15 protein-coding genes are annotated in these 20,668 nt (G+C 70.4%); 9 read left to right on the top strand and 6 right to left on the bottom strand.

Translation table 11 applies throughout. From position 1 onward, the window contains the following. Nucleotides 1–484: FHA domain-containing protein (locus A5714_RS08680; RefSeq protein ID WP_156747234.1), on the bottom strand; the 484-nt coding region annotated here is incomplete at its 3' end. Nucleotides 485–736: 252 nt separating this feature from the next. Between A5714_RS08680 and A5714_RS08675 the strand changes: the two genes are divergently transcribed. The 3 genes from A5714_RS08675 (at nucleotide 737) to A5714_RS08665 (ending at nucleotide 6,580) form a co-directional block, all read left to right on the top strand. Next, nucleotides 737–2,794: a serine/threonine-protein kinase gene (locus A5714_RS08675; RefSeq protein WP_068284568.1), complete on the top strand. Its 2,058-nt coding sequence runs from the start codon at nucleotides 737–739 to the stop codon at nucleotides 2,792–2,794. 153 nt (nucleotides 2,795–2,947) lie between these two features. Then, nucleotides 2,948–5,104, top strand: coding sequence for an excinuclease ABC subunit UvrB (gene uvrB / locus A5714_RS08670; RefSeq protein ID WP_068065066.1), 2,157 nt, complete (start codon nucleotides 2,948–2,950; stop codon nucleotides 5,102–5,104). A 57-nt stretch (nucleotides 5,105–5,161) separates the two neighbouring features. Further along, complete coding sequence (locus tag A5714_RS08665; protein ID WP_068284565.1) at nucleotides 5,162–6,580, top strand: MFS transporter; 1,419 nt, start codon at nucleotides 5,162–5,164, stop codon at nucleotides 6,578–6,580. 16 nt (nucleotides 6,581–6,596) lie between these two features. On the opposite strand, the gene A5714_RS08660 is transcribed toward A5714_RS08665, so the two are convergent. Beyond that, nucleotides 6,597–7,316 (bottom strand): MgtC/SapB family protein, encoded by a 720-nt coding sequence (locus tag A5714_RS08660; RefSeq protein ID WP_068065059.1) that lies wholly within the window; start codon nucleotides 7,314–7,316, stop codon nucleotides 6,597–6,599. Between the two features lie 52 nt (nucleotides 7,317–7,368). Beyond that, the gene (locus A5714_RS08655; protein WP_068284561.1) at nucleotides 7,369–8,931 is read right to left on the bottom strand and encodes a glycosyltransferase family 39 protein; all 1,563 of its coding nucleotides are present in this window, start codon (nucleotides 8,929–8,931) and stop codon (nucleotides 7,369–7,371) included. Nucleotides 8,932–9,210: 279 nt separating this feature from the next. Between A5714_RS08655 and A5714_RS08650 the strand changes: the two genes are divergently transcribed. Next, complete coding sequence (locus tag A5714_RS08650) at nucleotides 9,211–9,654, top strand: universal stress protein (RefSeq protein WP_068065051.1); 444 nt, start codon at nucleotides 9,211–9,213, stop codon at nucleotides 9,652–9,654. Between the two features lie 10 nt (nucleotides 9,655–9,664). Here A5714_RS08650 and A5714_RS08645 read toward each other — a convergent pair whose 3' ends face one another. Further along, complete coding sequence (locus A5714_RS08645; RefSeq protein WP_068284559.1) at nucleotides 9,665–10,351, bottom strand: MBL fold metallo-hydrolase; 687 nt, start codon at nucleotides 10,349–10,351, stop codon at nucleotides 9,665–9,667. Nucleotides 10,352–10,480: 129 nt separating this feature from the next. Between A5714_RS08645 and uvrA the strand changes: the two genes are divergently transcribed. Then, nucleotides 10,481–13,393, top strand: a complete 2,913-nt coding sequence (gene uvrA, locus A5714_RS08640; protein ID WP_068065047.1) for an excinuclease ABC subunit UvrA — start codon at nucleotides 10,481–10,483, stop codon at nucleotides 13,391–13,393. Here the strand turns inward: uvrA and A5714_RS08635 are convergent. Further along, nucleotides 13,383–14,849, bottom strand: a complete 1,467-nt coding sequence (locus tag A5714_RS08635; RefSeq protein WP_197513620.1) for an alpha/beta hydrolase family protein — start codon at nucleotides 14,847–14,849, stop codon at nucleotides 13,383–13,385. The two genes, uvrA and A5714_RS08635, sit on opposite strands and share 11 nt — an antisense overlap. Nucleotides 14,850–14,924: 75 nt before the next feature. After that, nucleotides 14,925–18,260 (bottom strand): bifunctional lysylphosphatidylglycerol synthetase/lysine--tRNA ligase LysX, encoded by a 3,336-nt coding sequence (gene lysX, locus A5714_RS08630; protein ID WP_082959638.1) that lies wholly within the window; start codon nucleotides 18,258–18,260, stop codon nucleotides 14,925–14,927. Nucleotides 18,261–18,715: 455 nt separating this feature from the next. Here lysX and infC point away from each other — a divergent pair, with 455 nt between their 5' ends. The 4 genes from infC to A5714_RS08610 form a co-directional block, all read left to right on the top strand. Beyond that, complete coding sequence (gene infC / locus A5714_RS08625) at nucleotides 18,716–19,324, top strand: translation initiation factor IF-3 (RefSeq protein ID WP_082959637.1); 609 nt, start codon at nucleotides 18,716–18,718, stop codon at nucleotides 19,322–19,324. Nucleotides 19,325–19,410: 86 nt separating this feature from the next. Beyond that, nucleotides 19,411–19,605, top strand: coding sequence for a 50S ribosomal protein L35 (gene rpmI, locus A5714_RS08620; RefSeq protein WP_068065042.1), 195 nt, complete (start codon nucleotides 19,411–19,413; stop codon nucleotides 19,603–19,605). Between the two features lie 78 nt (nucleotides 19,606–19,683). Next, nucleotides 19,684–20,079, top strand: coding sequence for a 50S ribosomal protein L20 (gene rplT, locus A5714_RS08615; RefSeq protein WP_068065039.1), 396 nt, complete (start codon nucleotides 19,684–19,686; stop codon nucleotides 20,077–20,079). 22 nt (nucleotides 20,080–20,101) lie between these two features. Next, nucleotides 20,102–20,668: RNA methyltransferase (locus A5714_RS08610; protein ID WP_156747235.1), on the top strand; the 567-nt coding region annotated here is incomplete at its 3' end.

Genomic DNA, 20,668 nt, shown 5'->3' with positions numbered 1-20,668 from the left:
TTTCCACGCCCCCGGCCCCGGCGCGGGGACGCCCGACGAGGCGGCGCAGATCCTCGCGTTGCTGCGGCCGGCCGCGGGTGGGGCTGGTCTGCTCGGCCAGCGCCGACCAGGCGATGGTGGGCGGCCCGGTCTCCGTCCGCGGGCGCGGCCGGGGCGGTTGGTTCGCGTGACCCTGCTGCGGCCCGATCGCGAAGGTCAGGCGCGGTCCCTGGGCGTTGCCGACGTGGATGCTCTGCCCGTCGTGGATGTCGATGACGGCCATCCGGTAGCCGTTGACGTACGTCCCGTTGAGCGAGCCGTTGTCGATGGCCAGCCAGCGGCCCTGCTCGAAGCGGAGCAGCAGGTGGGTGCGTGAGATCCGCGGATCGGGAATCCGCACGTCGGCGTACGGGTCGCGCCCGACAAGCACCTCGTGGCCCGCGGCGAAGGACCGTTGGGACCCGTCGTGCCGGACTGTCAGTATTGGCGGGGCGGGTCTTGTCACTCCACAAGTATCGGTGCGCCGCCTGAGTGGTACCTATGCGGGCCGCCCCGGGCGCGTCGCGTCCCGATTCGTCCACTCATAAGTCTTTCATAGCGTCCTGCGACCAATCGCCTACCGCTGTCGGGCATGATTTCGGTCGGGAGGGGTGCACGGCAATTGCGCAGGCCTGTGGCCTTGTGGTCCGCGTCACGATGCCGTGACCGCGCGCCGATTCGCGGGTAGCGCCGAGAGAGAAGGGGGGCGAGACGGATTATGGATGGGCACAAAGGGACGACGCGGCGCATCGGCGGGCGGCGCCTGCTGAGCAACCCGCGGCAAGCCCGCGAGGCGTTGCGCGCGGGCTTCCAATCGTTGCCGGGCGCGCCGGTGGCGCAGCTGTTCCGCCGGGTGCCGCCCGTGGGCTCCGGCCCGGCTTCCGAGCCCGAGGTGACACCGGTCGACGCCAACGGGTCACGGCCCACGGTGGGCAACGGCGCCCCCTTCGCCGGTTACACGATCCTGCGCCAGCTGGGCGCCGGGGGCATGGCCGAGGTGTACCTGGCCCTGCATCCCCGGCTGCCGCGGCGCGACGTGATCAAGGTGCTCGCCGAGGCGGTCACCGCGGACCCGGAGTTTCGCGAAAGGTTCAACCGCGAGGCCGATCTGGCCGCCACGCTGTGGCACCCGCACATCGTGGGCGTGCACGACCGCGGGGAGTTCAACGGCCACCTGTGGATCTCGATGGACTACGTGGAGGGCACCGACGCGTCGCGGTTGGTCAAGGAAACCTACCCCGACGGCATGCCCATCGGGGAGGTGTGCGCGATTGTCCAGGCCGTCGCGGGGGCGCTGGACTACGCCCACGACCGCGGCCTGCTGCACCGCGACGTCAAGCCGGCCAATATCCTGCTCACCCACCCCGAGGACGGGGAACGTCGAATCCTGTTGGCGGACTTCGGGGTTGCGCGGCACCTGGGTGACATCAGCGGGATCACCGAGACCAACGTCGCGGTCGGCACCGTGGCCTACGCGGCGCCCGAGCAGCTCACCGGTTCGCCCATCGACGGCCGCGCCGACCAATACGCCTTGGCGGCAACGGCATTCCACCTGCTGACCGGCGCCCCGCCGTTCCAGCATTCGAATCCGATCGCGGTCATCAGCCAGCACCTGCACGAGGAGCCGCCGCGACTCAGCGACTACCGGCCCGACCTCGCCGAGCTCGACGACGTCTTCTTCAAGGCGCTCGCGAAGCAGCCGGCGGACAGGTTCGACCGGTGCCGCGGATTCGCCGCCGCCGTCAGCGCGCCGTTCGACGACTCCCGCGACGCCGCGCAGCCGGGCGTCGCGCTATCCGAGCCCGCACCGCGGCGCGGGGCCAGTGGGCTGGTCGCGGCGCTCAATCACCGGTTCTCGGCCAAGACCCGGTGGGGGACCGCCCTGGTGTGCGCCGTGCTCATCGCGGTGGCGATGACGTGGTCGATCCTCTATTCGTTCCAGCCGACCACGCCGCCCGCCAATCCGTCGCTCGCATCGAAACCGTCGGCGCCGGCCGCGAGCGCCGCACCGACCACCGGAAACGCGACCCTCAACGGCACCTACAAGCTGGACTACGACGCGAGCAAGCGGACGGGCAACGGCATCCCGATCCGGCACGACGGCCCCGGCACCGACTGGTGGGCCTTCCGCTCGACCTGCACCACCAACGGGTGCGCGGCCGCCGGCACCCAGCTCGACGACACCAACCATCAGGTGGCAAGCACCGCCGACGGCGGGCAGAGCGACACGCTGCGCTTCGTCGGCGGCTACTGGCAGGGGTCCCCGGCGCAGGAGCGGGTCGGGTGCACGCAGCCGAACGGACAGGTCCGGGCGACTCAGCAGGAGACGCTCGCCTGGTCGCTGGTGCCGCAGACCGACGGCACGCTGCGCGGAACGCAGACCGAGACCGTGCTGAGCAACGAGTGCGGCGCGCAGGGCGCGGTGGTGCGCACCCCGGTGCTGGCCACCCGGGTCGGGGACGCGCCGACGGGTGTTCCCCTCGCCGACCCGGCACAAGTCGCCAACACCTCGACGACGGCGGCGGCGCCCGCGCCACCCGTCGTGGGCGGGGTGTGCAGCGACGTCGGCAAGTTGGCCTATGACCCGACCAACAACGAGCAGATCGTCTGCGCGGGCGGCAGTTGGGCGAAGGCGCCGATCACCATGGGCACGCACACCTCCGGCAGCTCGTGCGACCGGCCCAACACGTCGGTATTCGCGATGAGCACGTCCAACGACGGCTACCTGCTGCAATGCGACCCGGTCACCCGGACCTGGACCCGTCCGGCGGGGTGATCCGCCCGCTCCGGAGGGATGACCGAGTTTCGAAAGCGCTGGCGTATGCGCTAGCACGATCGGCGGTGGTGTCCTTGCTCGGGCCGATACGCCCGTGGTGAACCCGACGGCCGGGGCCCGGCGCTTGTCGGTGGACGGTTCTACCCTGGGGTCATGGCTTTCGCCACGGAACATCCGGTAGTCGCGCATTCGGAATACCGCGCCGTCGATCAGGTGGTGCGCGCGGGCGGCCGCTTCGAGGTGGTCAGCCCCCACTCGCCCGCGGGCGACCAACCGGCGGCCATCGACGAGTTGGAGCGCCGGGTCAAGGCGGGGGAGCGCGATGTGGTGCTGCTGGGCGCCACCGGCACCGGCAAGTCGGCCACCACCGCCTGGCTCATCGAGCGGCTGCAGCGGCCCACCCTGGTGATGGCGCCGAACAAGACGCTGGCCGCGCAGCTCGCCAACGAACTTCGAGAGATGTTGCCGCACAACGCCGTCGAGTACTTCGTGTCGTACTACGACTACTACCAGCCGGAGGCGTACATCGCGCAGACCGACACCTACATCGAGAAGGACAGCTCGATCAACGACGACGTCGAGCGGCTGCGGCACTCCGCGACGTCGTCGCTGCTGTCGCGCCGCGACGTCGTCGTGGTCGCCTCGGTGTCCTGCATCTACGGTCTGGGCACCCCGCAGTCCTACCTGGACCGCTCCGTCGAGCTGGAGGTGGGCAACGAGGTGCCCCGCGACGCGCTGCTGCGGCTGCTGGTCGACGTTCAGTACGCCCGCAACGACCTGTCCTTCACCCGCGGCTCGTTCCGGGTGCGCGGCGACACGGTCGAAATCATCCCGTCCTACGAGGAGCTGGCGGTCCGTATCGAGTTCTTCGGCGACGAGATCGAGGCGCTGTACTACCTGCACCCGCTGACCGGCGACGTGATCCGGCAGGTCGACTCGGTGCGGATCTTCCCGGCCACCCACTACGTCGCCGGTCCCGAACGGATGGCCCAGGCGATCTCGACGATCGAGGACGAGTTGGCGGCCAGGCTGGCCGAGCTGGAAGGCCAGGGCAAGCTGCTCGAGGCCCAGCGGTTGCGGATGCGCACCAACTACGACATCGAGATGATGCGCCAGGTCGGCTTCTGCTCGGGCATCGAGAACTACTCGCGCCACATCGACGGCCGCGGCCCGGGTTCGCCGCCGGCGACACTGCTCGACTACTTCCCCGAGGACTTCCTGCTGGTCATCGACGAGTCGCACGTCACCGTGCCGCAGATCGGCGGCATGTACGAGGGCGACATGTCGCGCAAGCGCAACCTGGTGGAGTACGGGTTCCGGCTGCCGTCGGCGTGCGACAACCGGCCGCTGACGTGGGAGGAGTTCGCCGACCGCATCGGGCAGACGGTGTACCTGTCGGCCACCCCCGGCCCGTACGAGCTCAGCCAGGCCGGCGGCGAGTTCGTCGAGCAGGTGATCCGCCCGACCGGCCTGGTGGACCCGAAGGTCGTGGTCAAGCCGACCAAGGGGCAGATCGACGACCTGATCGGCGAGATCAGGAAGCGCACCGACGCCGACGAGCGGGTCTTGGTCACCACGCTGACCAAGAAGATGGCCGAGGACCTCACCGATTACCTGCTCGAGATGGGCATCCGGGTGCGGTACCTGCATTCGGAGGTCGACACGCTGCGCCGGGTGGAGTTGCTGCGCCAGCTGCGGCTGGGCGAGTACGACGTGCTGGTCGGGATCAACCTGCTGCGCGAGGGTCTCGACCTGCCCGAGGTGTCGCTGGTCGCCATCCTCGACGCGGACAAGGAGGGCTTCCTGCGGTCGTCGCGCAGCCTGATCCAGACCATCGGCCGCGCCGCCCGCAACGTCTCCGGCGAGGTGCACATGTACGCCGACACCATCACCGAGTCGATGAAAGAGGCCATCGACGAGACCGAGCGGCGCCGCGCCAAGCAGGTGGCCTACAACGAGGCCCACGGCATCGACCCGCAGCCGCTGCGCAAGAAGATCGCCGACATCCTCGACCAGGTCTATCGGGAGGCCGACGACACCGACGTGGGGGTCGGCGGGTCGGGCCGCAACGCCTCGCGCGGCCGGCGGGCGCCGGGCGAACCGGGCCGCGCCGTCAGCGCCGGCGTGTTCGAGGGCCGCGACACGGCCGCCATGCCCCGGGCCGAGCTGGCGGACCTGATCAAGGACCTCACCGAGCAGATGATGACCGCCGCCCGCGACCTGCAATTCGAGCTCGCCGCGCGGTTCCGCGACGAGATTGCCGACCTGAAGAAGGAGCTGCGGGGGATGGACGCCGCCGGCCTGAAATAGGTTTGCTCGCGGCGAGCGCCTCACACTGCCCTCAGAATCACCCCATACGGTGTAGGCGTGACCGACGCGGCGACTATCACCGGCGGCTGGCGCGAGCTGCTCGGCAAGAAGTACCTCCGGACGTCGTTGTTGTTGGCCGGCGGGGTGGCGCTGTACGCCACCAACGAGTTCCTGACCACCAGCCTGCTGCCCAACACCATCGCCGAGATCGGCGGTAGCCGGCTCTACGCGTGGGTGACGACCCTGTACCTCGTGGGTTCGGTGGTGGCCGCGACCATGGTCAACCCCATGCTGCTGCGGGTCGGCGCCCGCACGTCGTACCTGTCGGGGCTCGCGCTGTTCGGCGTGTCGAGCCTGGTGTGCGCCGCGGCACCCAACATGGAGGTGCTGATCGCCGGACGCGCCCTGCAGGGCGTGGCCGGGGGTCTGCTGGCCGGCCTGGGGTACGCGGTCATCAACGCCGCCCTGCCGCGCAGCCTCTGGACGCGGGGGACCGCCCTGGTGTCGGCGATGTGGGGCGTGGCCACGGTCGTCGGGCCGGCCACGGGCGGGCTGTTCGCGCAATACGGGCTGTGGCGTGGGGCGTTCGTCGCTATGGCCGCCGTGACCGCCCTGATGGGCCTGCTGGTCCCCGTCGCGCTGGCGCGCGTCGATCCCAGCCCCGCCATTCCGGCGCTGAAGGTGCCGGTGTGGTCGCTGGCCTTGATCGGCACCGCCGCCCTGGCGGTCAGCGTCGCCGAGATCCCGCGCAACGTCGTGGCGACGGCCGGGCTGCTGGCGGCGGGGATCGTGCTGGTCGGCGCGTTCGTGCTGGTCGACTGGCGGATGCACGCGGCGGTGCTGCCGGCCAGCGTGTTCGGCCCCGGGCCGCTCAAGTGGATCTACCTCAGCATGGGCGTGCTGATGGCGGCCGCGATGGTGGACACCTACGTGCCCCTGTTCGGTCAGCGGCTGGCGCACCTGACCCCCATCGCGGCCGGCTTCCTGGGCGCCGCCCTGGCGCTGGGTTGGACGCTGAGCGAGATCCTCAGCGCCTCCCTGGAAAGCCCGCGGTCGATCGCCTGGGTCATCGGCGCGGCGCCGGTGGTCGCGGCGGCCGGGCTGGCGTTGGGCGCGGCCGCGCAGCGCGCCGACGCGTCCATTTGGACCGCGGGGCTGTGGGCGGTGGCCCTGCTGGTCGCGGGCATCGGCATCGGGATGGCCTGGCCGCACCTGTCGGTGCTCGCGATGGCCTGCGTCAACGACCCGGCCGAAAGCGGTGCGGCCGCCGCGGCCATCAACACCGTGCAGCTGATTTCCGCGGCCATCGGCGCCGGGCTGGCGGGTGTCGTGGTCAACACCGCCAAGGGCGGCGACGTGATGGCGGCCGGCTGGCTGTTCGCGGTCTTCACGGGGTTGAGCGCCGCCGGGGTGGTGGTCGCCTACGGGGCGACGCGCGGCGCCGGACAGATGCAGCCCGCCGGCAACGTCGGCTGAGCTCAGTCGGCCGAGCTCAGTCGGCCGCGTCGTCGGCCTGCAGGACGGCGGTGACGCCGTCCACGGCGCCGAAAACGTTGGCCGCCGTCGCGATCTTCGCGCCCGACAGCGTCATCGTCACGGCGACTTCCCCCTCGTCGATGTCGTGCGGGTCGGCGTCGAGCTCGGTGAGCTGCCAGTGGTGCTGCCCGCTCAGCCGCAGCAGCTCGCGCAGCACGCCGCGGCCGTTGGCATAGATGATGTGCAGCCGGACGGTCCCTTGCAGCCGCGCGTTCAATTGCCGCTCCACCGCGTTGAACGCCAGCGCGCTGACGAAGTGCAGGAAGACCACCGCGATCGCCAGCAGCAGCAGGCCGGCGCCCGTCGCCAGGCCGATGGCCGCCGACTCCCACACCGCCGCCGCCGTGGTGAGCCCGTGCACCGCGCCGCGGCGGGTGATGATGATCCCGGCGCCCAGGAACCCGATCCCCGAAACCACCTGCGCCGCAACGCGCGACGGGTCCAACACGACGAAGCCGCTCTTGAGGACGTCAGCGAAGCCGTACTTGCTGACCAGCATGATCAGCGCCGAGGAGGTGCCGACAATGGTCTGGGTGCGCAGGCCGGCGCTCTTGCCCTGAATGGTGCGCTCCAGGCCGATCAGCGCGGTCAGTCCGAAGGCGGCGAAAAGTTCGACGACGTGCCGGACATCCTGCACCTGGCCACCCAGCAGCGGTGCGGTCACCCACGAGTGCATGCGGTCAACCTACCCAGCGGTGCGCGGTTTGCGCGCGTCGTGGCGCCCGCGGTCATCGCGTGGACTTGACGACCTGCGAGTAATGGAATTGCCAGCGTTCGACAATATGAAATCCGAGATAGCCGGGGAATCGATACGCGGGCGCCCGCCCGAATGCGCTGCCCGGCGGCAGGGATTGACCCGTTTGGTGCTCGGGCAGTGCCGTGTCCCTATTGGTGATGGTCCAGATCGCGGCGCATTTGTTGATCTTGGCGGTGGTCAGCCACACGGCGACGTGGCCGTCCCACAGCGTCCCAACTTTGGGGCCGTACCCGCCGCGCTCCACGTCGATCACCGCCCGGAACGCGTCGGGCCGGGTGTCCAGCAGCGCGCGGATGGGGCCCGGCCTCCACGGCACCGTGTTGTCCACCACGAGGCAGTCGCCGGGCGCGGCGTGCGACTTGATGAGGTCCGCGACCTGGCTGTAATCCCACCCCTCTTTGGCGTACGGCCAGCGCTGCGTAAACAGGTAGTTCGGCAGCGCCGCGGCGGCGAACAGCAGCACCACCCCGGCGATCGGCCACGGCCGGCGCGCCACGGTGACCACGCACACCGCCAGGACGGCGGCCATCGCCGGCGTCGTGAAGATCAGGTAGCGCGGGTAGTAGATGGGCTCGCTGACGGCGGAGTAGACGACCACCAGCGCGGTCGGGATCACCAGCCACGCGACGCAGGCGAGCAGCAACCGGCGGGTGTCCCCGGCGGGCGGGCGCGCGCCGGCCAGCGCGGCGACGGCCGCCGCCACGATCAGCACGCCGGACACCACGGCGCAGGGCACGCTGTGGTCGAAGTACTGCCGCAACACGATGTCAAACGCGTAATGCCAGCTCACCGGGTAGATCCAGTTCACCTGCCACACCTGGGCGTGGGCGAACAGGATGAACGGGGTCATCGCCGCGACGGCCACCGCCGAGGACAGCGCCCACCGGATGGCCGTCGACCTGCCGGCGCCGAGCAGCGGCAGCATCGCGGCGTAGACCGGCAACAGCAGCACCAGGTTGAGGTTGAGCAGGATCGCCAGCATCAGGGCCAGCGCGTACCACACCCACAACCGCGGCCGGTTGCGCCGCACGGCCGCGACCAACAGCACCGTGAGCCACACCGCGGCGGCGACCGCGAACGCGTACGGCCGGGCCTCGATGCCGGCCCAAGTGGTGCGCGGCAGGACGGCGAACACTACGCCCGCGCACACGGCGGTCGGCCGGTCCGCGAACTGCCCGACGAACACCGTGACGCCGGCGGCGGCGACCCCGATCGCCAGCGCGCTGGGCAGCCGGGAGAAGAACTCGGTCGGCGGGAAGACGGCGAACCAGCCGTGCATCAGCAGGTAGTAGAGCCCGTGCACGGCGTCGATGTGCGTCAGCAGCCGCCACAGCTCGGGCAGCGTCCGGCTCGCCGACGCCGAGATCGTCGCGCCTTCGTCGAACCACAGCGACGGCCGGCACGCCCAGGCGGCGCTGAGGGCGGTAGCCAGGGCGGCGATGGCCCACGGGTCGAGCAACGCGCCGCGGCGGCGGCCCGGCACGCCCTCGTCGACGGCGCCGCCGGAGCGCTGTTCGAGGGTGGGCGTGGGCATGATGCTTGTTACTGTAGGGCGCGGTCGGTGGACGGCGTCACAAACGACGTCCGGCGCTTTCGCGGGTGGCCTCGGCATTCGCGAAAAGGTTCGCAATACAGCGTATTCCGCGGCAGCCGTCGGTATTCGGTCGGTTAGGCATCGGCAATATTGTCCGATGCGGCGGACAAACCCCGCAATTGGGGAATGTGCCGCGCCACGCGGTGTCGCGAATGTGTCTCCTCAGCAACGGGCAAACGCGATACTGTTTTGGCTGAGCAACCGGAATTGGGAGGGTAGATGGGCGCCTATCGCACTGTGGTGGTCGGGACGGACGGCTCGGACTCGTCGTTGCGTGCGGTCGAGAAGGCCGCGCAGATCGCGGGGCCCGACGCCAAGCTGATCGTCGCGTCGGCGTACTTACCCCAGCACGAGGACGCCCGGGCGGCCGACGCCTTGCGGGACGAGAGCTACAAGGTGTCCGGGACCGCGCCGATCTACGCGGTCCTGCGCGACGCCAAGGAGCGCGCGCACGCGGCCGGCGCCAAGAACGTCGACGAGCGCCCCATCGTCGGGGCCCCGGTCGACGCCCTGGTGCACCTGGCGGAGGAGGAGAAGGCGGATCTGCTGGTGGTCGGCAACGTCGGGCTGAGCACCATCGCCGGCCGCCTGCTGGGCTCGGTGCCGGCCAACGTCTCGCGCCGCGCCAAGACCGACGTGCTGATCGTGCACACCACGTCCTAGCCGGCGGCCGTCACCACCCGCGTTCGCGCCATTCGGCCAGGTGCGGACGCTCCGCACCGAGCGCGGTGTCGTCGCCGTGGCCGGGGTAGATGACCGTGGCGTCGTCGTAGACCTCGAACACCCGTGACGTGACGTCGTCGAGCAGCTGCTCGAAATCGCCCGGCTGCCACGTCTTGCCCACCCCGCCCGGGAACAGGCAGTCACCGGTGAACAACTGGGTGACGCCACCGGTCGCGGGCCCGTCGAGGGCGAGCGCGATCGAACCGGGCGTGTGCCCACGCAGGTGGATGACGTCGAAGCTCAGTTCGCCGACCCGCACCGTGTCGCCGTGAGCCAGCAAACGGTCGGGGGTCACCGGCAGCGGCTCGGCGTCGAGTTCGTTGGCGGCCGTCGGGGCGCCGGTGGCGGCGGCGACGGCTTCGAGGGCCTGCCAGTGGTCGAAGTGCTGGTGGCTGGTGACGATGAGCGTCACCGTGGGCGCGTGCCGGCGGATCAGGTCGGTCAGGGCATCGGCGTCGTTGGCGGCGTCGATCAGCAGCGTTTCGCCGGTGGCGGAACAGGTGACGAGGTAGGCGTTGTTGTCCATGGGGCCCACCGACGCCTTTAGAATCGTGGCGCCGGGTAGGGTCCGGCGGGCCGCGGTACCAGGGTCGACGTGTCCGGTGTAGTTGTCGCTGGGCTCGAGCGCGGCGGTCATAGCGGCCAGGTTACTGGTGGCGGGCTGCTTGTCGGTACGGGCACATAGCATGGGATGCGCCGTGCGCAATTTCGTTCGTCGACCGTCCGCGGCACAACGCCCGCCGAGACGGCAGTGAGAGGGGCAGCGTTGGCTGATCGCCTGATAGTCAAGGGCGCCCGCGAGCACAACCTGCGCGGCGTCGACCTCGAGCTGCCCCGCGACGCGCTGATCGTGTTCACCGGGTTGTCGGGTTCGGGCAAGTCGTCGCTGGCGTTCGACACGATCTTCGCCGAAGGGCAGCGCCGCTACGTGGAGTCGCTGTCGGCCTACGCCCGCCAGTTCCTCGGCCAGATGGACAAGCCCGACGTCGACTTCATCGAGGGGCTGTCCCCGGCGGTGTCCATCGACCAGAAGTCGACCAACCGCAACCCGCGTTCGACCGTGGGGACCATCACCGAGGTCTACGACTACCTGCGGTTGCTGTACGCGCGGGCGGGCACGCCGCACTGCCCGATCTGCGGCGAGCGGATCGCCCGGCAAACCCCGCAGCAGATCGTCGACCAGGTGCTCGCGATGCCGGAGGGCACCCGGTTCCTGGTGCTCGCCCCGGTGGTGCGCACCCGCAAGGGCGAGTTCGCCGACCTCTTCGAGAAGCTCAACGCCCAGGGCTACAGCCGGGTCCGGGTCGACGGCGTGGTGCACCCGTTGACCGAACCGCCGAAGCTGAAGAAGCAGGAGAAGCACGACATCGAGGTAGTGGTGGACCGCCTCACCGTGAAGGCGTCCGCCAAGCAGCGGCTCACCGACTCGGTGGAGACGGCGCTCAACCTGGCCGACGGCATCGTGGTGCTGGAGTTCGTCGACCAGGAGCCGGGCGCCGCGCACCGTGAGCAGCGGTTCTCCGAGAAGCTGGCCTGCCCCAACGGCCACGCGCTGGCCGTCGACGACCTGGAGCCGCGGTCGTTCTCCTTCAACTCGCCCTACGGCGCCTGCCCGGAGTGCAGCGGCCTGGGCATTCGCAAGGAGGTCGACCCCGACCTGGTGATCCCCGACCCGGACCGCACCCTGGCCGAGGGCGCGGTGGCGCCGTGGTCCACGGGCCACACCGCCGAGTACTTCACCCGGATGATGGCCGGGCTGGGCGACGAGATGGGTTTCGACGTCAACACCCCGTGGCGCAAGCTGCCGGCCAAGGCCCGCAAGGCGATCCTCGAGGGCTCCGACCACCAGGTGCACGTCCGCTACCGCAACCGCTACGGCCGGACCCGCTCGTATTACGCCGACTTCGAGGGCGTGCTCGCGTTCCTGCAGCGCAAGATGGCGCAGACAGAGTCCGAGCAGATGAAGGAGCGCTACGAGGGCTTCATGCGCGACGTGCCGTGCCCGGAGTGCGACGGCACCCGGCTCAAGCCGGAGATTCTGGCGGTCTCGCTGGCCGCCGGGGACCGCGGATCGAAGTCCATCGCCGAGGTGTGCGATCTGTCGATCGCCGACTGCTCGGACTTCCTGAACCGGCTCACGCTCGGCCCGCGGGAGAAGGCGATCGCCGGGCAGGTGCTCAAGGAGATCCAGTCGAGGCTGGGGTTCCTCCTCGACGTCGGCCTGGAGTACCTGTCGCTGTCGCGGGCGGCGGCCACGCTGTCCGGCGGCGAGGCGCAACGCATCCGGCTGGCCACCCAGATCGGGTCCGGCCTGGTGGGGGTGCTCTACGTGCTCGACGAGCCGTCCATCGGGCTGCACCAGCGCGACAACCGGCGCCTCATCGAAACCCTCACGCGCCTCAGGGATTTGGGTAACACACTGATCGTCGTCGAGCACGACGAGGACACCATTGCGCACGCAGACTGGGTGGTCGACATCGGTCCCCGCGCCGGCGAGCACGGCGGCCACATCGTGCACAGCGGTACCTACGCCGAACTGCTGGCCAACACCGAGTCGATCACCGGCGCCTACCTGTCGGGCCGGGAAAGCATCGAGACGCCCGCGATGCGGCGCGCGGTCGACCGCAAGCGCCAGCTGACCGTCGTCGGCGCCCGCGAGCACAATCTGCGGGGCATCGACGTGACGTTTCCGCTGGGCGTGCTGACCTCGGTGACCGGCGTGTCCGGGTCGGGGAAGTCGACGCTGGTCAACGACATCCTCGCGGCGGTGCTGGCCAACCGGCTCAACGGCGCGCGGCAGGTTCCGGGGCGGCACACCCGGGTCACCGGGCTCGATCACCTCGACAAGCTGGTGCGGGTGGACCAGTCGCCGATCGGGCGCACCCCGCGGTCCAACCCGGCGACCTACACCGGCGTGTTCGACAAGATCCGCACGCTGTTCGCCGCCACCACCGAGGCCAAGGTCCGCGGCTACCAGCCCGGCCGGTTCTCGTTCAACGTCAAGGGCGGCCGGTGTGAGGCCTGCACCGGCGACGGCACCATCAAGATCGAGATGAATTTCCTGCCCGACGTGTACGTGCCGTGCGAGGTCTGCCAGGGCGCCCGATACAACCGGGAGACCCTCGAGGTGCACTACAAGGGCAAGACCATCTCCGAGGTGCTCGACATGTCCATCGAGGAGGCCGCCGAGTTCTTCGAGCCGATCTCGGGCATCCACCGCTACCTGCGGACCCTGGTCGACGTGGGGCTGGGTTACGTGCGGCTGGGCCAGCCGGCGCCGACGCTGTCCGGCGGCGAGGCGCAGCGGGTCAAGCTCGCCGCCGAGCTGCAGAAGCGGTCGACGGGCCGCACCATCTACATCCTCGACGAGCCCACCACGGGCCTGCACTTCGACGACATCCGCAAGCTGCTCAAGGTGATCAACGGCCTCGTCGACAAGGGCAACACCGTGATCGTCATCGAACACAACCTCGACGTGATCAAGACGTCGGACTGGATCGTGGACATGGGACCCGAGGGCGGCGCCGGCGGCGGAACCGTTGTCGCCGAGGGCACCCCGGAGGACGTCGCGGCGGTGCCGGAGAGCTACACCGGCAAATTCCTCGCCGAGGTCATCGGCCGCAGCGCCCCCGCGCCGGCCCCGCGCCGCTCCGGCGGGCGCCGCAAGGTCACCGCCTGACGGTCGGCGGCCCCGGGGCGGAGTGCTGCGCCGGCACCACCACCGGCGCGCCGACGGTGGGCGCCGTCGCGTCGGGCAGCGGGATCCGGGGGACGCCCGGCGTCCCGAGCCGCCCGGCCAGCCACGGCAGCGCCGCGGCGAACGCCCGGTCGGCGAAGGGCCAGTCGTGCTTGCCGGGCTGCGCGACCACGGCGCAGTCGATGCCGTTGACGCGGCCCAGCGCGCACAGCGAGTAGGCGGCCGCGGCCTGGTTGCCGGGGTTGGCGGCCGCGTCACGGGCGGCCAGGCGCACGGCGCCGCTGTCGGTCGGCACCGGATCGCGGCGCCCGGCCGCGTCGGAGGAGATCGCGAACCAGCCGGCCACGTCGGTGTAGGGGCCGTGCCGGTCGATCACGGTGGTCGGGTCGAAGGCCGCCCAGGCGTCGGCGTTGCCGCCGAACAGCCGCGCGATGGTCTGGGCCTTGGTGCCGGCGTTCGGGTAGTAGTCGCCGGCGACGTCGACGAAGGCGCTGAACAGCTCCGGATGCATGACGGTCAGGTCGACGGCGCAGGTGCCGCCCATCGACCAGCCGGCGATACCCCAGCCGGCCCGCCGCGCGCTGACGCCGAACGTCGACTCCATGAACGGGACCACGTCCTTGGTCAGGTGATCGGCCGCGTTGCCGCGCACGCCGTTGACGCACTCGGTGTCGTTGTTGAACGCGCCGCCGGAGTCGACGAACACCAGCACCGGCGCGTTGCCGTCGTGGGCGGCCGCGAAGTCGTCGATGGTCTTGATGGCCTCGCCCGCGCGCGTCCAGTCCGCCGGGGTGTTGAACTGCCCGCCGATCATCATCACCGTCGGCAGCGGCGGGGGCGGGCTGCTGGCGAACCACTCCGGCGGCAGGTAAACCAGCTCGCCGCGGTGTTTGAAGTGCGATGCGTCCGACGGGATGACGACCGGCACCACCGTGCCGTGCGGCGGCCGGGTGCCCTTGGCGGCCATTGCGGTGATGGTGGCCCGGTCGGTCTGGTCGGGCAGCGGGCCGGACGTGAGCTGGGTCCACGCCGACTGCACGGTGGGGAAGTAGCCCACCCAGAGGTTCAGCACCAGCGCGGCGCTGAGCAGGCACAACGGGACGGCCAGCACGGCGGCGCCGCGCCGCCAGCGGCGCGCGTTACCCCAGCCGAGCGGCAGCGCCGCCACGGCAGTGCCGGACAGCGCGATCCACAGCCACAGCGCCCACGGGGCGGGTTCCTCGGACAGGCCCCGGTCGACGATGTACCAGTGCGTCGCGTAGGCCGCGGCGCCGCCGGCCAGCGCGGCCAGCGGCAGCCACACCGTGCGCCAGCGACGCGACCGCCGGCACACCGAGACCGCCAGCACGGCCGCGGCGGCCGCCTGGATCGTGGTCGGCAGCCAGCCGTGCATCAGCGACGTGTGACTGCTCGCCAGGAGCTGCGCGCTCGTCGACATCACGCCGTTCATTGTGAGCTATTCGTAACCCGGCGGGAACATATTGGCTCAACGTGCGCGGCGACCGGCCGCGGCTCAGTGCGGCTTGGCCAACGGGAACGGCAGGGTCTCGCGAATGCTGTGGCCCGTGATGAGCATGACCACCCGGTCGATACCCATGCCCAGCCCGCCGGTGGGCGGCATCGCGTATTCCATGGCCTGCAGGAAGTCCTCGTCGAGTTCCATCGCCTCGGGGTCGCCGCCGGCGGCCAGCAGCGACTGTTCCTGCAGGCGACGCCGCTGCTCCACCGGATCGGTGAGCTCGCTGTAGGCGGTGGCCAGTTCGACACCCCAGGCGACCAGGTCCCACCGCTCGGCGACGCCGCGCTGGCTACGGTGCGGCCTGGTCAGCGGGGACACCGAGGTGGGGAAGTCGATGTAGAAGGTCGGCTCCTCGGTGCGGTCCTCGACCAGGTGCTCGTAGAGCTCGAGCACCACGGCGCCGGCGTCCCAGTGCGCCCGGTAGGGGATGTGGGCCGCGTCGGACAGCTTGCGCAGCGTCGCCAGCGACGTGTCCGGATCGACGTGTTCGCCCAACGCCTCGGACACGGCGTCGTAGACGGTCTTGACCGCCCAGGCGCCGGAGATGTCGACGGGCTCCAACCCGCCGCCGTCGCCGCGGGGCCGCAGCACCGTCTGCTCGCCGTGCGCGGCCTGGGCCGCGTTCTGAATGAGCTCCCGGCACCCGTCGATCCACACAATGTAGTCGGCGTGGGCCTGGTAGGCCTCCAGCAGCGTGAACTCCGGGTTGTGGCTGAAGTCGACGCCCTCGTTGCGGAAGGCCCGCCCCAGCTCGAACACCCGCTCCACGCCGCCGACGCACAACCGCTTGAGGTAGAGCTCCGGCGCGATCCGCAGGAACAGGTCCAGGTCATAGGTGTTGATGTGCGTGGTGAAGGGCCGCGCCGTCGCGCCGCCGTGGACCTGCTGCAGGATCGGCGTCTCCACCTCGATGAAGTCCTTGGCGAACAACGTCTCTCGCACCGACCGCAGCACGCTGCCGCGCGCCTTGATCAACTCCCGCGACTCGCGGTTGACGGCCAGGTCCACGTAGCGGGCGCGGACCCGCGCCTCGGGGTCGGTCAGCCCCTTCCACTTGTTCGGCAGCGGCCGCAGGCATTTGCCGATCATCCGCCAGTCGGCGACGATCAACGAGCGGGTGCCGTTCTTGCTGAACCCCATGTGCCCGGTCACCTCGACCAGGTCGCCGAGGTCGATGGCCGCGGTGAAATCGGCGACCCGCTTGCTGGCCAGGCGTGAATTGTCCAGCAGCACTTGGATGTCGCCGGACCAGTCGCGCAGCTGGGCGAACAGCACCCCGCCGTAGTCGCGGATCCGCAGGATCCGGCCCGCGACGGTGACGGACTCCCGGTCGTCGGCGTCGAGCGCCCGGGCGACGCTGTGGCTGGGCGGGGACCCCACCGGGTAGGCGTCGATCCCGTTGCGCTGCAAGACCTTTAGCTTGGCAAGGCGCACCCGGACCTGCTCGGGCAGGCGCGCCCGGGCCTCCTCGGCGTCGGCGGTTTCGCGGCGGCGCTGCAACCCGCTGACGTCGGGCGTGCTGCCGTCGGGATGCAGCAGCCCGGACTCGGCCAGCCTGGCCGGGACGGCGGGGTGGTGCCCGGTGTGGGCCTTACGCCGGCCGAACGGCAGGACCAGGAAACCCTCGGCCAGCGCCGAGGCGACGCCGACCCGCGGAATGAGCCGCGCGTCCTCGTAGCACGCGAACCGGGGCACCCAATCGGGTTGGTACTTCATGTTCGAGCGGTACAGCGTCTCCAGCTGCCACCACCGCGAGAAGAACAGCAGGAAGCCGCGCCACAGGCGCGCCACGGGGCCAGCCCCCAGTTGCGCGCCCTGCTCGAACGCCGAGCGGAACATCGCGAAGTTCAGCGAGATCCGGGTGATGCCCAAGCCTTCGGCGTTCAGCGCCAGGTCGCTGACCATCAGCTCGATGGTGCCGTTGGGGGAGTGCGGGGAGCGGCGCATCAGGTCCAGAGACACCCCGGTGGTGCCCCACGGCACCAGCGAGAGCATCGCGACCACCGCGCCGTCGCGGTCGATGGCCTCCACCAGCAGGCAGTCCTCGTCGGCGGGGTCGCCCAGCCGGCCCAGCGCCATGGAGAACCCGCGCTCGGTCTGGGTGTCGCGCCATGCGTCGGCCCGGGCGATGGTGTCCGTCATCTCGTCGGGCGGGATGTCGCGGTGCCGCCGGATGCGCACCGTCAGCCCGGCTCGGCGGGCCCGGGTGACGGCCTGGCGGACGCCGCGCATGTCCGGCCCGGACAGCTTGAAGTCGGCGGTCCGCAGGATGGCCTCGTCGCCCAGCTCCAGCGCGTTGAGGCCGGCCTCCCGGTAGCTGCGGGCCCCTTGGGTGCTGGCCCCCATCACGCCGGGCGCCCATCCGTAGGTCTGGCATAACCCCAGCCACGCATCGATGGCCTGCGGCCAGACCCGGGGGTCGCCGATCGGGTCGCCGCTGGCCAGGCACACGCCGACCTCGACGCGGTAGGTGATGGCGGCCCGGCCGCTCTGCGCGAACACCACCGACTTGTCGCGGCGGGTGGCGAAGTAGCCCAGCGAATCGTTCTTGCCGTACAGCTCCAGCAGGCCGCGGATCGCCGACTCGTCCTCGCCGGTCAGCGCATTCTCGGCGCGCTGCGATTGGAACAGCACGATCGTCGCGACGATCAACGCCAGCGCACCAAACAGGCCGAAGATCGCGTTGAGGAAGACGTGGGGCCGGCCGGTGAACAGGTCGGGGTCGGCGAGGGCGAAGCCGACGACCCGGTTGGCCACGTAGGGCAGGCGGTCCTGGCGGGCCAGCGTGCCGGGGAACAGCTCGACCAGCCCCCAGGACACCAGGATGCCGATGACGTCGCCGGCAACCAGCACCGCGGCGGCCTTGACCAGCGCTCCCCTGCGTACCTTGGCCCAGAACTCCCGGTAGGCCAGCACCAGCAACACGATCGCGACGATGTGGACGGATAACCCGAGGTTCTCGCCGAACGTCTCGGCGGGGGTGTTGTCCCCCGCGGCGATGTCGGCGGCATTCAGGCCGGCGGCCAGGATCATGTTGCCCAGCAACAGCAGCCAGGCGATGCGCTTGCGCGCGGTCAGGGCGGCGGCCAGCAGGGCCAGCACGAACGACCACGCGATGCTGGTGTCGGGGAAGTTGAACAGATAGTTGTTGATGAACTCCCGCGGCACCTTGATCAGGTAGCGGATCAGCGGCGACACGCTCGCCAGCAGTGACACGGTGGCGATGACGCCGACCGTCCAGCCGGCCGCCGCGGGCACCCAGCGGTAGCGGGAGCCGGACCGGCCGCGAGGCCCCGAACGGGGTCCCGAACGTGTCGATGCGAGTGTCACAGACCGCGAGGATAAGCCCTGAATCCGTGAAAAGCTTGTTGAAGCGCCAAGACCGACGGGCAGTAATTCCCTACCGTTGGCTGAGCGGATCGGGGCCCGTCGGCGCGGTTCTGGTTGCCGGAGGGTTAAAAGGCACCTCAAGGCTGCTAAACTGGCCGCTGCGACCATCCCGGCGAAGGCCAGGAACAGTTAAGTGGAGTCCCACTCCCACCGCTAGCCACGAGATGTCCCCGGATGTCTCTGCCAAGGCCCAGCGGTCCGGTCACAGACATCCCCGATGTCTGTTCCGCGTTCGACGCGGGCCGTTTGAGGTGCTCAAGCGGCGATCGGTCGGCATTGGGCCCTGCATCTGCAGGGCTTTTCTGCTGATGGTGTGACGACATCCACCACTGCATTCCAGGGCGGCCCGGGCGCTGATCGCCGGTGGACACAGTAAGCCCAACAAGGGAGGCCCCATCAGCACTGAGACCCGCGTCAACGAGCGCATCCGCGTACCCGAAGTCCGACTGATCGGCCCAGGGGGCGAGCAGGTCGGCATCGTGCGTATCGAAGACGCATTGCGCGTCGCCGCGGACGCCGATCTCGATCTCGTCGAAGTCGCCCCGAACGCCAGGCCGCCGGTCTGCAAGATCATGGACTACGGCAAGTTCAAGTACGAGGCGGCGCAAAAGGCGCGCGAATCTCGCCGCAACCAGCAGCAGACCGTCGTCAAAGAGCAGAAGCTGCGGCCCAAGATCGACGACCACGACTACGAGACCAAGAAGGGTCACGTCATCCGCTTCCTGGAAGCGGGTTCGAAGGTCAAGGTCACCATCATGTTCCGCGGACGCGAGCAGTCGCGGCCCGAGCTGGGCTACCGACTGCTCCAACGACTGGGCGCGGACGTCGCCGAGTACGGGTTCGTGGAGACGTCGGCCAAGCAGGACGGCCGCAACATGACGATGGTGCTGGCACCGCATCGCGGCGCGAAGACGCGCGCCCGTGCGCGGCACCCCGAGGACCAGGGCGGCGACGCGGCGTCGGATTCCGACGCGACCGCCGAGACCGGTACCTCACCCAACTGACGCGTCAACCGGCGGCCGACGTCACGACCGCCGTCACGATCGCCGTTTACGACCGAGAAGAACCACGAGCGAGAACTAGAGGAAACATGCCCAAGGCAAAGACCCACAGCGGGGCGTCCAAGCGGTTCCGGCGCACCGGCACCGGCAAGATCGTCCGGCAGCACACGAACCGTCGGCACCTGCTCGAGCACAAGCCGAGCAAGCGGACCCGCCGCCTCGACGGCCGCACCACCGTGTCGGCGAACGACACCAAGCGCGTCAACAGCCTGCTCAACGGCTGACCCCGAGCCGGCCATACCCGACCGCGGGCTGGCACGGCACCTTGACCCAACGAGTTTTCAACGAGAGTAGGAACATCCATGGCACGCGTGAAGCGGGCGGTCAACGCCCACAAGAAGAGGCGCAGCGTCCTCAAGGCCTCGAAGGGCTATCGCGGCCAGCGATCCCGGCTCTATCGCAAAGCCAAAGAGCAGCAACTGCATTCGCTGAACTACGCCTTCCGCGACCGTCGGGCGCGCAAGGGCGAGTTCCGCAAGCTGTGGATCTCGCGGATCAACGCCGCGGCCCGCGCCAACGACATCACCTACAACCGGCTGATCCAGGGCCTCAAGGCCGCCGGCGTGGACGTCGACCGCAAGAACCTGGCCGACATCGCGATCACCGACCCGGCGGCGTTCACCGCGCTGGTCGAGGTGGCGCGCGCCGCGCTGCCCGAGGACGTCAACGCCCCGTCGGGTTCCGGAGAGGCTGCCTAGCCTGGCCGACGCGGCCCGTGAGCTGCTGACCGAGCGATCGGCCACGGTCGCCGCCGCGGTCAAACTGCACCGCCACGTCGGCCGCCGCCGCGCCGGACGGTTCCTCGCCGAAGGGCACAACCTGGTCGAGGCGGCGTCCCGGCGCGGGTTGGTGCGCGAGGTCTTCGTCACCGAGGCCGCGGCGCAACGCTACGCGCCGCTGCTGGCGGCCCTGGAGCAGGCCACATGGCGTATCCCGATGCGCGTGGTCACCGAGCGCGCCGCGAAAGCGTTGTCCGACACCGTGACTCCCGCGGGCCTGGTCGCGGTGTGCGACGCACCGGAGACCAGCCTGGCGGACGTGCTGGCCGGCGCGCCGCGGCTGGTCGCGGTCGCCGTCGAGATCGGGGAACCCGGCAACGCCGGCACGCTGATCCGGATCGCCGACGCGATGGGGGCCGCCGCGGTGGTGTTGGGCGGCCACAGCGTCGACCCCTACAACGGCAAGTGCCTGCGCGCGTCGGCCGGCAGCATCTTCTCGCTGCCCGTCGTCGTCGCGCCCGACGCCGGCGCGGCCGTGGCGGCGTTGCGGGGCGCCGGGCTGCGGGTG

Source organism: Mycobacterium sp. E2462 (genome assembly GCF_001672685.1).
Classification (GTDB): Bacteria; Actinomycetota; Actinomycetes; order Mycobacteriales; family Mycobacteriaceae; genus Mycobacterium.
This window is presented reverse-complemented; position numbering and strand designations above follow the sequence as displayed.

Coding starts and splice junctions, on each gene's coding strand:
- A5714_RS08675 (WP_068284568.1), top strand. CDS start 737: ATGGATGGGCACAAAGGGACGACGCGGCGCATCGGCGGGCGGCGCCTG.
- uvrB (WP_068065066.1), top strand. CDS start 2,948: ATGGCTTTCGCCACGGAACATCCGGTAGTCGCGCATTCGGAATACCGC.
- A5714_RS08660 (WP_068065059.1), bottom strand. CDS start 7,316: ATGCACTCGTGGGTGACCGCACCGCTGCTGGGTGGCCAGGTGCAGGAT.
- A5714_RS08655 (WP_068284561.1), bottom strand. CDS start 8,931: ATGCCCACGCCCACCCTCGAACAGCGCTCCGGCGGCGCCGTCGACGAG.
- A5714_RS08650 (WP_068065051.1), top strand. CDS start 9,211: ATGGGCGCCTATCGCACTGTGGTGGTCGGGACGGACGGCTCGGACTCG.
- A5714_RS08645 (WP_068284559.1), bottom strand. CDS start 10,351: ATGACCGCCGCGCTCGAGCCCAGCGACAACTACACCGGACACGTCGAC.
- A5714_RS08635 (WP_197513620.1), bottom strand. CDS start 14,849: ATGTCGACGAGCGCGCAGCTCCTGGCGAGCAGTCACACGTCGCTGATG.
- rpmI (WP_068065042.1), top strand. CDS start 19,411: ATGCCCAAGGCAAAGACCCACAGCGGGGCGTCCAAGCGGTTCCGGCGC.
- rplT (WP_068065039.1), top strand. CDS start 19,684: ATGGCACGCGTGAAGCGGGCGGTCAACGCCCACAAGAAGAGGCGCAGC.